The following is a 12,402-nucleotide window of genomic DNA, read 5'->3' as shown; positions in this document are numbered from 1 at the left end:
TACAAAAATTATGCATGTTCTTCCGAAATACTCGGGTTAGTAATTTTATAACTGAATAAATATACAAAAAGAATTATTTCGTCGTATATGTTACTAACGCTTTTTGAATGCTTAAAACACTATCGTCACCTTTAAATTCTTTCGTAATTGGTGTACTCAAACTAGATACCCAAATTTTAAGCTCAGCGTCTAAATCAAAATGCCCAGCTGTTTCAATGCTAAATTGTGTAATGCTTTTATAAGGAATAGAATGATACTCTGTTTTTTTACCTGATATCCCTTGTTTATCTACTAAAATAAGACGACGATTTGTAAATACGATTAAATCACGAATTAATTTATAAGCATGTTCAACTTTCTCATCGTCTAACATAATCTTCTCTAAATCACGTTCTACACTTTCTGTACTCGCATTTGATGCATTTCCTAAAATACCGCTAAATAAACCCATAGGAAATTCCTCCTCCATTATTTGTGGAATGTGTTACTTATATTGTACCATGCAACTCGGTGTGAAGTTATGATATTACATTAGCAGTTTCTGGCTATTGTCGTAACCCTTTTATATAATCTCATCTTAATATCTTATGCTAATATATAAGTAAGAAAAAAGAAGCAGAGGGATATACTATGAAAAATATCGGTTTAGTATTAGAAGGTGGAGGAATGAAAGGTTTATATACTGCAGGCGTACTCGAATATTTTATGGAAAAGAACTTATACTTTCCTTATGTAGTTGGCGTATCCGCTGGTGCATGTATGGGCGTAACTTATTTATCACGTCAAAAAGGAAGGAATAAAAAAGTAAATACAGAGTTAGTATCAGATCACCGTTATATATCTTATCGAAATTTGATTCGAAAACGTGAGTTATTTGGAATGGATTTTCTATTTGATGAAGTACCGAATAAAATTGTACCATTTGATTTTCAAACTTTTTTAAACTCAAATGAACAGTTTGTTATAGGAACGACGGATTGTAATTTAGGAAAAGCAGTTTATTACAATAAAATAGAACATGGCAATGATATTTTAAAAATCATTCGTGCATCAAGCTCGGTCCCCTTTATAGCACCTGCTGTAGAATACGATAATCGAAAATTGCTAGATGGAGGGATTATAGATCCTATACCGGTTTTAAAAGCCCAAACTGATGGTTATCAAAAGAACGTCGTGATTATGACAAAGCCAGAAGGATATGAGAAGCAGCGGAATAAATTTTCTGGTCTGGCTAAAATTTTATATAGGAAATATCCGAAAATCGCAGAACATTTAGTAGAACATTATCGTTATTATAATGAAACCGTAACTTATATGAATGGCAACGAACAGAAAGATAATTTTTATGTAATTCAGCCTAGCTCACAAATTCCTATAAGCGGAATAGAAAGAAATAAAGAAAAGCTAGTTATTTTATATAATCTTGGCTATAAAGATGCTCAATATCATTATGAAAAATTATTAAGTTGGATAGAGAAATAAAGGGGAGGAAAGTTGCTATTAGGTAAAATGGTTATTTTTAATGAATTGCAGAAAATGCATAGTCTGCTGCATAAACCGTTTCCGTATCGTGCTACAGGAAAATTGCAACGAGACTTAAAAAGTAAATTTTCAGATGATGACTGTATAAACGCTGATTTTAATCATTATTGGATGCATACAGCAGGTACTTTAAGTTCTGTACTAAATGGAAACGAACAGAACATTACGTTTCAGCAAATAAAGTGGTTAAGGAAATCGTTTTTTGAACGGTTTACGCAATATCGTTCTATAGAAACAGAAATTGTGAAGTATCCCGTTTTGTATAGAGATTTCATTAATTATGAGAAAGCGCGAAAACTATTACTATATTATCTTACTGAATGAAAATTAAAACGGATAAGTTATGCTGCTTGTGCGTTTTTTGTTCATAAAAAAGACAATATTTATACCTTGCTTATATAGGAATTTTAATGTGCAGAAAGAAGTAGTTATAGAATGAAGTAAGAGAGGAGAGGCATTTAGCGATTGTTTTCCTATAATGGATTGTCCAACTCGAATATCGTTTGTTATTTATGATAAAATATTTCGAGTGAAATCAAGTACTTATTATATCCAGTATTAAATAAGTTAAGCCAGGAGGAACAACAGTAAAATGGAAAACGTATCAAATATAGGTAAATCAGAATCAATAACATCTTTACAATCGACTATTCGTAAACTTGAAAATGCACTATCACAAATGACTCAAAAAGGTGCAAATACTACATTAGTGAAAAAACGACTTAAAGCCGTTTGTGTAGGGTTAGCAGTACTAGAAAACGTTTGGAATCAAGAAAGTCACCAGTATAGTCAAGAAGAGTTAGCAGAAGCTCGTAATGTCCTTGCTGGTTTACTTCCATCAATTGAGAGGGCTTATGATAAGTCTAAAGTTGGTAGTCCGCAAAGAACACTTTTAACAAGACGGATAAAAGCATTGGAACTTTCTATTCAGGCAATTGATAAACTTTCTAATAAATAACTCATTAATAAATAACTGATCTAAATACATATCATCCTAATCCTAATTTTTATAAAAGCAATCTAGTGAAAAGAAATACAAAGGAGGAAGATGGGTGACTTCAGTAATTAGTCCTAAGTTAGAGGAGCTTAATAATCAATTAAAGAATGGAAATGAGACAGCTTTTTATACTTTTTTACATGAAATAAAGTCGAATAATACGCCACTAATAGAACAATGTCCTGTAGATAATAAGTATAAGCTTATAACGTATATATGGTTAGGAGACCAAAAAACTGAAAATGTTTATGTATTCGGTAGTTTTCCTGGTTGGGATCTGTCTGTAAATCAATTAAAAAGGTTGTTACAGACAGATATATGGTATGAAACGTTTAGGACGGATAAGAGTTTTATTTCAACTTACTATTTTTCAGTAAACGATTTTTTCGAAAATGATTGGATAAAGCGTAGTGAACAGTACGAACTAGACCGATTTAATGGAAATACATTTGGAGAAGGTGCTAATAAAGCATCAGTGTTAAGTATAGGGATGGAAGTGCAGTATAGCAGTCGTTTTCCTTCAGATCATTATCCATCCGGAAAAATTGAAACATATTCTTTTCATAGTACGATTTTAAATAACACACGTAAAATTCATATTTATACGCCTCATGACTATTCGCACACTTCACATCTTCAAGATCTTCTCATTGTGTTTGATGGAAATTCATTCATTAATAATCTTTCAATCGCAAAAACACTCAATTATTTAATTCACGCAAAAGAAATCTCATCTTGTATTGCTGTTGCTATAGATCCTGTTGATCGGCTAGAATAGCTAACTTATAACGATAAAATGAATACATTTTTAACGGAGGAATTACTTCCGTGGATTCAAGCTAGGTATCACGTATATCAAGAAAAGAATCATACAACAATTGCTGGTTTCAGTCTTGGTGGCTTAGCAACTTTTTATGCAGCGCTTCAAAATCCACATGTTTTCGGAAACGTGTTGTCAATGTCTGGATCCGTGCATTGGAAAAAGGATGGTTATGAAAATCAAATTCCTTGGATTGAAAATCAAATTTCATCTATAGATCTAAATGTGACTCAACCTCATTTTTATATTGCAGCAGGAGAAATTGAAAACAAACCTCTTTTAACGGCTAATAAACGCCTGTATAAAGCTTTAAAAGAAAAGGGATACCAAATTACTTATGAAGAGTTTCAAGGCGGTCATGACAGTGTTTGGTGGCGAGAAAAGTTATTTGATGGGTTGAAAGCATTAAAATCTACAAAAACACTTCTATAAAATATAAAGGGGATAGATTCTATGAATCAAGAAGAACTAGATAAAAAACTAAAAAAGCAAGAGATATTAGTAAAAGATGAGAAAGTTTGGTCTTATACGTATGAGGATCATATTAGTTCTATCGTGAAAGAAGCAGAAAAGAAAGGGTCTTTTGATAATTTACCCGGTAAAGGGAAGCCTCTTAATCTTGATAATGATCTTTCTTACAATCCTGAAAAGCAACTTTATAGAACGTTAAAGAATAATCATGTTTTACCTAGGTGGATTGAGCTTTCAAAGGAAATTGATGATTTAAAAGAAAAGCTAAAAGAAAATACAAATACTACAGAAGCAGCGGATTTAATTCGAACTATTAATAAAAAGGTTTTAGAACATAATCTACTTTGTCCACCAAGTGCGCAAAAAACGAGGGTGAAAACGGATTTTTAACAATTTTCAATGAAGCTATCTTTTGCTATATAATTAAGTACGGCATTTTCAATTCATTATTAAAGGGAGGCAAATGTAATGAAGAATACGTATCAGTTTCAAATTCCGAAAGAACTAGAGCAGTATCGTACTATTTTAGAAGAAAGTGTGAAGCCGTATATTAAAGTGTCTGGAGCGAAAGCAGAGACAACGCTTTTTGAGAGTAAGTTTGGTGGTTATCCGTATTTACCTATCGATCAAGAGCATCCTAAAGATTCAAATGGACAACCTATGATGTTACTTGCGCAGCTAAACTTTGAAGAAATGCCCCATGTTGAATATATGCCTCAAAAGGGTATGCTACAGTTTTTCGTAAGTGCTGAAGATGAACTTTACGGAGCAGATTTTGATCATCCAACAATCCAAAAAGACTTTCGAATTATGTATCATTCGAAAATTATAGAAGATTTAAATAAGGTAATTACTGATTTTAGTTATTTAAACACTTCAGAATTAGAGGACTTTATCATTCCTGAAGCAGCGAAATTAAAGTTTGAATTAGGTTATCAACCAGTAACATCAAGGGATTATCGATTTGAAAAGATGTTTAGTGAGGAAATTGATTGGGAAGAAATTGTTGATGAAGAAAATCATACTGAATTAGGCGAACTGTATGATGATTTATGTAAAGATCAAGGACATAAAATTGGTGGTTATCCATTTTTCACACAGACAGATCCAAGGGAATGGGAAGAAAAATACGAGCAACATGACATGTTATTGTTGCAAATTGATACAGATGATTCATTAAATATTATGTGGGGAGATTCTGGTGTTGCTAATTTCTTTATAAAGAAAGATGATTTAATAAATCTAGATTTTTCCAATGTTATTTACAATTGGGATTGTTATTAAAAATATATAAATGAAGTTCTAGCAAGCTAAAAAATCTTCCTAAAGGTGAGGGAGATTTTTTTATGTTAAAAACAAACGTTATGTTAACTAGAATAAAGAACGGTAAGTACAATAAAAGTCAAGCGTAACTGACAGAAATAACAACAAATAATCTAAAGTTATAAAACGTGTGTAAATAGCAATATAAATTTATTAAGTAAAACATAAAATGAATTTAATAATTTATATTTTGTATAGAAATAATTTTTCTGTATAAAAAATTTCTTGTCGATCAAAAACATTTTTGATTTGATAATTCTTAATGGATTATTGATTTGAATTTGCTGTGATGGATTTATAACAAAAAGAATGATAAAAACTGTAGAAATTCGTTTAGATAAGATTTTATGTAAATCTCACTAAAAATCTCCGTTTCGTCTCATTAACTATAGTTTACTTGGCTTTTGATACCTGATATCGCTTTGTTTCTATAACTGCCTATAATATATATTATGTTAACTAGTAAAAAGTAATAAACTTATTATAAGTTAGTTTTGGTGGTTAGCCTCCCCTTTTTCTTTTAAATCATTCTGTGTGATGAATTGTTTAGTTATTTGTTTTTTTGTTGTTTTATAAGTTGTTGATGATAATGTCTCCAGATAAAAATTATATTTAAGACAATAAAAAACGAAATTCGTTTTAATTGAACACATTAAACGAATTGCATGGATAAATTATTAATAATAAGTTTTTAAAATTAGTTTGCTACAGCAATTGCTTCGATTTCAATTAATAAGTTATCGTTAATTAACTTTCTAACTTCTACAGCTGAACTTGCTGGTGGATTTTTAGTATCAATGTATTCATCTCGTATATCTCTAACAATGGCCATTTGAGAAATATCTGTTAGGAAAAATGTTAATTTTACTACATCATTAAATTGTAATTCCAAAGTTTCTAATGCACTTTTAATGTTTTCGAATACTTGTCGCGTTTGTGTAGCTAAATCACCAACGCCAACTATTTGACCATCAGTGTTAATCGCTACTTGTCCAGATATGTAAATTGTTCGTTTTGCGTTACTAATTTCGACTACATGCGAGTATCCAAAAGTTGGTGGCATCGTTTCTGGATTGATAAATTTCTTTTGCATGGTGTCTCTCTCCTTTTTTAGTAAATTAATTGTAAAATCTATGTATTTATTATGTTCCATAAATAAAACTAAGAATTCTTTAATGATTTCAAATTAAAAACCTTAGTATAGCTATCTTCATACCAATACTAAGGTTTTCTAGAGTTTTATATTTAGTTATCGCTAGTGGAACTTGTCAAATTAATCTCTTCATACTCTCTTTTAAATTGATTATCATTTTTTAACCAACGTTTAAAAGTCGATTCGCTTATTTCTAAATTTGAACAAGTTTTAGCATTGCATTTATTTTTCACATATTCTTTAAGGAAATTTTGTTTTCTTTGTTTAACGGCAGTTTGAGTTTGTTTTAGTTTTCGATCTTGTACTTGGTCTAAACTTAGACTTTCTTTCTGAAACACTTCATATTTTCTATGCAAATAAATATCTTTGTCTTTATAAATCCAATTTGAAAATAGTTGTATTGATTTTCTTCCGGATAAAATGACTCGATAATGTTTGTTTTGATTTAGTAAATCGGCTCGTAAATCGTGATTTTGAAGAATTTGATGTAAAGTGTTCATAAAGTTATATGATCCACCTACGAAACTAACTGTATAAGTTTTATAATTGACGTAACCATCCCCATCAAAATACCCACGAACAAAGTGATGTAAATATTCTTCTGGTACAAAAGGAAATACAATGTTATAAGATTTACATGGCTTAATTCCGTGAATGTTCATTAAATCATCTTTTATTGTTTTGCTATTAATGTTTAGCATATATACGCCTGTTTTTTTATTTTGATATAGTGGCTGGTTGGTGTTTAGTTCTTGTTTTATATCTTCTAAAATGTAATTTTCTTTTTGAGATATACTGACACATTGATTTTCTTTCTGTATAACACCATCTGCTGCTATAAACCCTAAAATATAAGCCATGTTATTTGACCACGTTTTAAAATAATCTTCTGTTATGTCATACTTTCTCTTCCAACTCCCTATAGCGCGTCTTGGAACGTTATTGTCTGTTAAAACCATACGAATATACCTAGCAGACACATTAGCAAGTGTAGCTATTTCTGAGGTACTCTTCCCTTCTACATATAGCTGAGTTATTTCAGATTTTGATAGTTTACATTTTGATTTCTTTTTTCTATCTGCATGCATTTATAAATTCTCCTTCCTTTTATTATTTAGAGATGTATTTACTTCTATAACATACAACGAAACATACGTTCTTCGTTTCGTATAAGAAGGAATTTACTAAATTAAAACATTTTACATTTAATTTATATTAGTTTCATCTGCTGCTGTTTAATTTACATTTTTTATATAAGAATAATGAATTTGACGAATTTATGAAATGTAATGCATTTAAGATGAAAGGTAATATAATTTCGTTTAAACTACAATTAGCTACAATAACAACATACGTATATTGTTAAACGTAAAAAGGAGAACGAATGAAAAAGAAATATAAAAATCAAATTCATACTGATGTAAGTTTTAAACCGAAAGATATAATCGGTTTAATAACTGATTACTTTAAAATGAAAACAAAGCTGCGTCCTGTAAAAAATTTACCTATTGTTTTATCGGATAAAAATAATGAGTCTTTAGAGAGTGTGACATGGTTTGGGCACTCTGCTTCCCTTTTAAAAATAGAGGGTAAAAAATTTTTATTAGACCCGATGTTTGGAGATGCCTCCTCCCCGTTTCCTCTGTTTACTAGTAAACGTTATAGTGGTGCTTTTTCTTTAGAACGTGAAGATCTTCAAGAAATTGATGCGGTTATCATTTCTCATAATCACTATGACCATTTGAATTATAAGAGTATTATGCTGTTAAAAGATCATGCAAAGCACTTTTACGTCCCAACTGGAGTTGCGCAATATTTAATGAAATGGGGTGTTTCACCTAGTAAAATTAGTGAACATAATTGGTGGGAAGAAATTGCGTTTGATAATATAAAGTTAGTTTGTGCACCTGCAAGGCATTTCTCTGGACGGAGTATGACAGATAGAGATTGTTCGTTATGGTGTTCATGGCTTATTCTTGGTCGAGATACTAAAGTTTTCTTTAGTGGTGATAGCGGGTATGCTCCTCACTTTAAGGAAATTGGAAATAAATACGGTCCGTTCGATCTTACTTTAATGGAATGCGGGCAATACGATACAAGATGGTCTGCTATTCATATGTTACCTGAAGAAACGGTTCAAGCTCATATTGACGTGAAGGGAGATCTACTTCTTCCGATTCATTGGGGTGCTTTTACATTGGCATTACATGAATGGAGTGATCCAATTGAACGAGTTACGAAAGAAGCAAAGCGTTTAGGAATTAATATTGCAACTCCACAAATTGGTGAATCTATTACGTTAAAATCTACAGACTATCCTTCATCAGCATGGTGGCGAGAAATTTAATTTTAAATAAAAAAGAGCGAACCTTCTTATAAGTGATTCGCTCTTTTTCCGTATTTAAGTTTATCTCACTATGTTTGCCTTTTTGCTATCTGAAACTCTACTTTGAGGTGAATTCCTTCTTTTTACAATTGAATTACGTTATCTATAGAACTATTCTGCTTAATCAATTCTGCATTCCTATAATCTATTAATTTATGATTAGATAAAACAAAATTGTGCTCTAATATTAATTCATTGTGGAGTAAATTCGGTAAAAATTTAGGTATCATCTCTCCTACGCCGTAATTATAGTCACTTAGAATCCAAGAAATCTCTTTCCAATCTAAAATTCCTTCTGATACTTTTTTGGGAGTGTGATATGTAAATTCATTATGTAGCTCTACTAAATAAACATACATACCACCAGAGTAAGATGAGTCTTCCCACATAATAATGCCTTTAAACTGAATTTGTTCATGCGTAACTTCTATATTAGTCTCTTCTTTTATTTCACGAATCGCATTTTCTAAAGGTGTTTCTCCCTTTTCTATCTTTCCACCTACCCCGTTCCATAATCCTTTTACAGGGTCATATTCTCTATTTAACATAAGTATCTCTTCATTTCTCTTTATAAAACATAAAGTGTGCTTGTACATAATGTGATTCCTTCCCTTGTTATTAATAAGCTCTTACTGGAGATATAAGATGTACTGCAGCAGATGGTGTCCCTGCTTCAATTAATATCGGTCTCATAGAACCGCTGAAGCTTAACGTAACCGTTTCTTCTTTTATCGCCCTTAAAGCATCTATCATAAATCGTCCATCGAAAGATATATTTAATTGTTTTTCACCTTGAATCGCATCTATCTGTTGTGTCTCGGATATTTTTCCAATCTGAGAAGCGTTAGAAGAAATTTTAATTGTGGATTCGTTTATGATTTCTAAGTTGACATTGTTATTTGCCCATTCACTTGCTAATAAGCTTGATCGATCTACACCTTGTAAAATCTTTTTTCTATCTATGTTAATGACTGTTTGAAAGTCATTTGGAATTAAACTAGATATACTAGGATATTTTCCTTCAATTAATCTTGAATATAATGTAGTAGTGCCGAATGTAAAAATAATGTGACTTTCTGAAAGATAGATGTATACGAATTCTGAATTACTATTCATTAATTTTAGCAGTTCACTAATAGTTGCACTTGGTACGATACAACTTGCTTTCACCTCTGTAGAAATTATCGTTTCGCGTATAGCAAGTCTATGTGAATCAGTTGCTACGCAAATTAATTTATTATGATCTAACTCTAAATGAACACCGGTAAGAACAGGTCTAGATTCATTTTTAGCTACTGCAAAGGCTGTTTGTTTAAACACTTCAATCAATTGTTCTGTTTCTGCTTGTATTTTTGCATGATCGTCTATAAGTGGTACATTCGGAAACTCATATGTTGGAAGTCCATTTAAGTTTAATGTGATTTCTTCTGACTGTATCGCAATGATTTGCTCATCCTTACTTTTTATTGATACATCACTTGGCATTTTCTTTATAATTTCAATGAAATATTTTGCAGGTACTACAATAGTTCCTGTTTTTACTATAGTTGTAATTTGGTTGTCTTCGTTGGAACTAGGGATGAACTTTTCAATAAAAATATTTGAATTACTTGCGATTAAAGTAATTCCAGATTGATCTGCAGTTATTTTTATACCAGATAATATAGGGATTATAGCTTTAGTAGATACAGCTTTACTTACTTCTGAAAGTGCTTGAGTTAAACATTTATGATTTACGATAAATTCCATTCTTCCCCCGCCTTACATGAAATGATAATGTTATGAAGATTGATGAACGATTGTTCCGTTAAAAAAGTAAGGTACTGTTTCTTTCCTTTGTAATATATTTAATAAGTGTTCTGGTATACGTAAATGTGGTGCTGCTCTATGTAATTCCATCCAAGTAATCTCTTCAATTTCTTTTGGCCTTGTTATATTTGTCTCCCCGTCAATTATTTCACCTAAAAAATTAAAGAAAATTGCATGGTGTCCTCTCTCTTCGAAAAAAGCTTCGCTAATGTAACAAATGCCGTTTACAGTTATATGGAGTCCGGTTTCTTCTTTCACTTCCCGAATTACTGCCTCTTCTAACGTTTCTCCCAGTTTAACTGCGCCACCTGGTAGCGTGTAATATGAACCATTCTTCCCTTTGTTTTTTACCATTAAGATTTTTTCGTTTGTTTTATCGTATAAAAGTGCATATGTAACATTTACTTTTTTCATACGTACCTCCTCTGTTTTTAATAAAGGGAATTTTCTGTCTGTTTATCATTCTATCATTAACTCGGTTTAATAGTAAGTTCCCGAAGTATTAGAATAAAAATTGATTAAATTAATACTAAATGAAAATGCCAGAATAACTCCTCAATTAGTAAAAACCCCGCTCCTATTTTGAGACGAGGTTAAACTTATATAACAAACGGATTCCAAATTAACGTTTCTTTAGATCAATTTTAAAAGTATACATATGAGACCCGTATTTTTTGTTAATAGCCAAAGATTTTTTACTTCCCAATTTCACAAAGTAATTTTATCTCTTTGATTTGTTCTATATGACGCTGTTCATGCAAATAGATTAGTTCTATCCACTGATCAAGAAGTAATTCTCCAAGAGCTGGATGTATCACTGATTTTTTCGTTAATATAGATTCATCTTCTATTGTACTTAGGAAACGCATTAATTCTTTTCTCGATTTGTTTAACAAATCAACCATTTGCTGCACTTCAAATAGTTCTAAACTTGGTTCAATCATTTCTGGAGCTACAAATTTTATCGCTCTATCTTGTAATATAGAGTGAATTTCTCGACGTTCTTTTAGGGTACTATCAATCTTTTTTAAGCCAGATGAAATAACCTTTATAACCACTTTATCCAATAAAACTAAGTGATGACATACTTGTGCTATACTCCATTTATTCTTATCTGGTTTATTGTTGAATTGCGCATCGTTCAACATCGTAATTTCCTCGAATAGATTTTTTCTTATTTCATAAAAATTGTCATTCACAAATGAATTCATAAGAATTTCCCCCTTTATTTGAATGTCCACATTTAGATTCCTATTTTAAATATATTCGCTATAAAAAATAGTTTCCCATCACTACTATTCTAATCCAATCCAATCTTTTTTGCTTTAGAAGTGCCTCTAAATATGAATTCACTCAAGATTCTCCTTTAAATGCATAATCCAAAAGGATAAATTTGTATTCCAAATACTAACGTTAATTCTATATACACTTTATAAACGTTTTTCTAAATAGTAATGATTATGTCCTTTCGGATGATCTTCACTTACTCCAATCACTTTATATCCATGCTTTTTATAAAACGCAGGTGCCTGAAAGCTAAAAGTATCTAAATTGATTAGCCTGCACTCTTGTTTAATTGCAAATTCTTCAATAAGCTTTAATAACTTGCTTCCGTAGCCTTCGTGTCTATACTCTTCAGAAACCCAAAGGAAATCGACATGTACGTGGTGCCAAAATGTAATTGCAGTTATTCCACCTACAATTTCTTCCTTTTCATTTCTCACTATAAAACTAATTTTTTCTGAAGGCTTTTTCTCTTCATCCGAAATATGTTTTTGGTTATATTCAATTACTTTTTCTCTTATGTAATCACTATCTTCTTGGACCCATTGTTTTACTATTTTCATTTTAAGTAGCACACTCCTTTTAAAGTATCTATTCAATTTAATAATCGTAATATC

The 12,402-nt window shown here is 31.0% G+C and carries 14 protein-coding genes and 1 pseudogene; 7 read left to right on the top strand and 8 right to left on the bottom strand.

Annotated features, from left to right (window positions below):
* Nucleotides 1-73 precede the first annotated feature (73 nt).
* Nucleotides 74-451 carry a PH domain-containing protein gene (locus tag ACLBWW_RS12840; RefSeq protein ID WP_000522465.1) on the bottom strand — a complete coding sequence of 126 codons (378 nt, stop codon included), beginning with the start codon at nucleotides 449-451 and terminating at the stop codon, nucleotides 74-76.
* 179 nt (nucleotides 452-630) lie between these two features.
* Between ACLBWW_RS12840 and ACLBWW_RS12835 the strand changes: the two genes are divergently transcribed.
* The 6 genes and pseudogenes from ACLBWW_RS12835 to ACLBWW_RS12810 all read left to right on the top strand — a co-directional run bounded on the left by ACLBWW_RS12835 (nucleotide 631) and on the right by ACLBWW_RS12810 (nucleotide 5,114).
* The gene (locus ACLBWW_RS12835) at nucleotides 631-1,482 is read left to right on the top strand and encodes a patatin-like phospholipase family protein (protein ID WP_098630745.1); all 852 of its coding nucleotides are present in this window, start codon (nucleotides 631-633) and stop codon (nucleotides 1,480-1,482) included.
* A 12-nt stretch (nucleotides 1,483-1,494) separates the two neighbouring features.
* Nucleotides 1,495-1,866: a YxiJ-like family protein gene (locus ACLBWW_RS12830; protein WP_098067911.1), complete on the top strand. Its 372-nt coding sequence runs from the start codon at nucleotides 1,495-1,497 to the stop codon at nucleotides 1,864-1,866.
* 268 nt (nucleotides 1,867-2,134) lie between these two features.
* Entirely contained in the window at nucleotides 2,135-2,500 is a 366-nt protein-coding gene (locus tag ACLBWW_RS12825; RefSeq protein WP_048547218.1) for a hypothetical protein, read from the top strand.
* Nucleotides 2,501-2,594: 94 nt separating this feature from the next.
* Nucleotides 2,595-3,791 (top strand): annotated as a pseudogene (locus tag ACLBWW_RS12820) (alpha/beta hydrolase).
* Nucleotides 3,792-3,812: 21 nt separating this feature from the next.
* Nucleotides 3,813-4,220, top strand: a complete 408-nt coding sequence (locus tag ACLBWW_RS12815; protein WP_048547215.1) for a DnaJ family domain-containing protein — start codon at nucleotides 3,813-3,815, stop codon at nucleotides 4,218-4,220.
* Between the two features lie 78 nt (nucleotides 4,221-4,298).
* Nucleotides 4,299-5,114, top strand: coding sequence for a YwqG family protein (locus ACLBWW_RS12810; RefSeq protein ID WP_048547213.1), 816 nt, complete (start codon nucleotides 4,299-4,301; stop codon nucleotides 5,112-5,114).
* 736 nt (nucleotides 5,115-5,850) lie between these two features.
* Here the strand turns inward: ACLBWW_RS12810 and ACLBWW_RS12805 are convergent.
* Both ACLBWW_RS12805 and ACLBWW_RS12800 read right to left on the bottom strand, forming a co-directional pair.
* Entirely contained in the window at nucleotides 5,851-6,246 is a 396-nt protein-coding gene (locus ACLBWW_RS12805; RefSeq protein ID WP_048547211.1) for a RidA family protein, read from the bottom strand.
* A gap of 152 nt (nucleotides 6,247-6,398) precedes the next feature.
* Nucleotides 6,399-7,394, bottom strand: a complete 996-nt coding sequence (locus ACLBWW_RS12800; RefSeq protein ID WP_048547209.1) for an LAGLIDADG family homing endonuclease — start codon at nucleotides 7,392-7,394, stop codon at nucleotides 6,399-6,401.
* Nucleotides 7,395-7,690: 296 nt separating this feature from the next.
* On the opposite strand from ACLBWW_RS12800, the gene ACLBWW_RS12795 reads away from it, so the two are divergent.
* Complete coding sequence (locus tag ACLBWW_RS12795) at nucleotides 7,691-8,653, top strand: MBL fold metallo-hydrolase (RefSeq protein ID WP_048547207.1); 963 nt, start codon at nucleotides 7,691-7,693, stop codon at nucleotides 8,651-8,653.
* Nucleotides 8,654-8,775: 122 nt separating this feature from the next.
* Here ACLBWW_RS12795 and ACLBWW_RS12790 read toward each other — a convergent pair whose 3' ends face one another.
* The 5 genes from ACLBWW_RS12790 to ACLBWW_RS12770 form a co-directional block, all read right to left on the bottom strand.
* Complete coding sequence (locus ACLBWW_RS12790; protein WP_048547205.1) at nucleotides 8,776-9,288, bottom strand: NUDIX hydrolase; 513 nt, start codon at nucleotides 9,286-9,288, stop codon at nucleotides 8,776-8,778.
* Between the two features lie 22 nt (nucleotides 9,289-9,310).
* Nucleotides 9,311-10,441, bottom strand: coding sequence for a DNA polymerase III subunit beta (gene dnaN / locus ACLBWW_RS12785; RefSeq protein WP_098630743.1), 1,131 nt, complete (start codon nucleotides 10,439-10,441; stop codon nucleotides 9,311-9,313).
* A gap of 30 nt (nucleotides 10,442-10,471) precedes the next feature.
* Nucleotides 10,472-10,915 (bottom strand): NUDIX hydrolase, encoded by a 444-nt coding sequence (locus ACLBWW_RS12780; protein WP_000757634.1) that lies wholly within the window; start codon nucleotides 10,913-10,915, stop codon nucleotides 10,472-10,474.
* Nucleotides 10,916-11,196: 281 nt separating this feature from the next.
* Nucleotides 11,197-11,712 carry a DinB family protein gene (locus ACLBWW_RS12775; RefSeq protein WP_447614059.1) on the bottom strand — a complete coding sequence of 172 codons (516 nt, stop codon included), beginning with the start codon at nucleotides 11,710-11,712 and terminating at the stop codon, nucleotides 11,197-11,199.
* 219 nt (nucleotides 11,713-11,931) lie between these two features.
* Complete coding sequence (locus ACLBWW_RS12770; protein ID WP_048547199.1) at nucleotides 11,932-12,348, bottom strand: GNAT family N-acetyltransferase; 417 nt, start codon at nucleotides 12,346-12,348, stop codon at nucleotides 11,932-11,934.
* Nucleotides 12,349-12,402 lie beyond the last annotated feature (54 nt).

This window comes from Bacillus sp. M5A3_1b (assembly GCF_053345335.1).
The sequence above is the reverse complement of the archived record's forward strand: the minus strand, read 5'-3'. Positions and strand labels throughout refer to the sequence as shown.

Excerpts from the sequence above, each read along its gene's own strand:
- ACLBWW_RS12770 (WP_048547199.1), bottom strand. The coding sequence starts at position 12,348 with ATGAAAATAGTAAAACAATGGGTCCAAGAAGATAGTGATTACATAAGA.
- ACLBWW_RS12840 (WP_000522465.1), bottom strand. The coding sequence starts at position 451 with ATGGGTTTATTTAGCGGTATTTTAGGAAATGCATCAAATGCGAGTACA.
- ACLBWW_RS12790 (WP_048547205.1), bottom strand. The coding sequence starts at position 9,288 with ATGTACAAGCACACTTTATGTTTTATAAAGAGAAATGAAGAGATACTT.
- ACLBWW_RS12795 (WP_048547207.1), top strand. The coding sequence starts at position 7,691 with ATGAAAAAGAAATATAAAAATCAAATTCATACTGATGTAAGTTTTAAA.
- ACLBWW_RS12780 (WP_000757634.1), bottom strand. The coding sequence starts at position 10,915 with ATGAAAAAAGTAAATGTTACATATGCACTTTTATACGATAAAACAAAC.
- ACLBWW_RS12825 (WP_048547218.1), top strand. The coding sequence starts at position 2,135 with ATGGAAAACGTATCAAATATAGGTAAATCAGAATCAATAACATCTTTA.
- ACLBWW_RS12835 (WP_098630745.1), top strand. The coding sequence starts at position 631 with ATGAAAAATATCGGTTTAGTATTAGAAGGTGGAGGAATGAAAGGTTTA.
- ACLBWW_RS12810 (WP_048547213.1), top strand. The coding sequence starts at position 4,299 with ATGAAGAATACGTATCAGTTTCAAATTCCGAAAGAACTAGAGCAGTAT.
- ACLBWW_RS12800 (WP_048547209.1), bottom strand. The coding sequence starts at position 7,394 with ATGCATGCAGATAGAAAAAAGAAATCAAAATGTAAACTATCAAAATCT.
- ACLBWW_RS12805 (WP_048547211.1), bottom strand. The coding sequence starts at position 6,246 with ATGCAAAAGAAATTTATCAATCCAGAAACGATGCCACCAACTTTTGGA.
- ACLBWW_RS12775 (WP_447614059.1), bottom strand. The coding sequence starts at position 11,712 with ATGAATTCATTTGTGAATGACAATTTTTATGAAATAAGAAAAAATCTA.
- ACLBWW_RS12815 (WP_048547215.1), top strand. The coding sequence starts at position 3,813 with ATGAATCAAGAAGAACTAGATAAAAAACTAAAAAAGCAAGAGATATTA.
- dnaN (WP_098630743.1), bottom strand. The coding sequence starts at position 10,441 with ATGGAATTTATCGTAAATCATAAATGTTTAACTCAAGCACTTTCAGAA.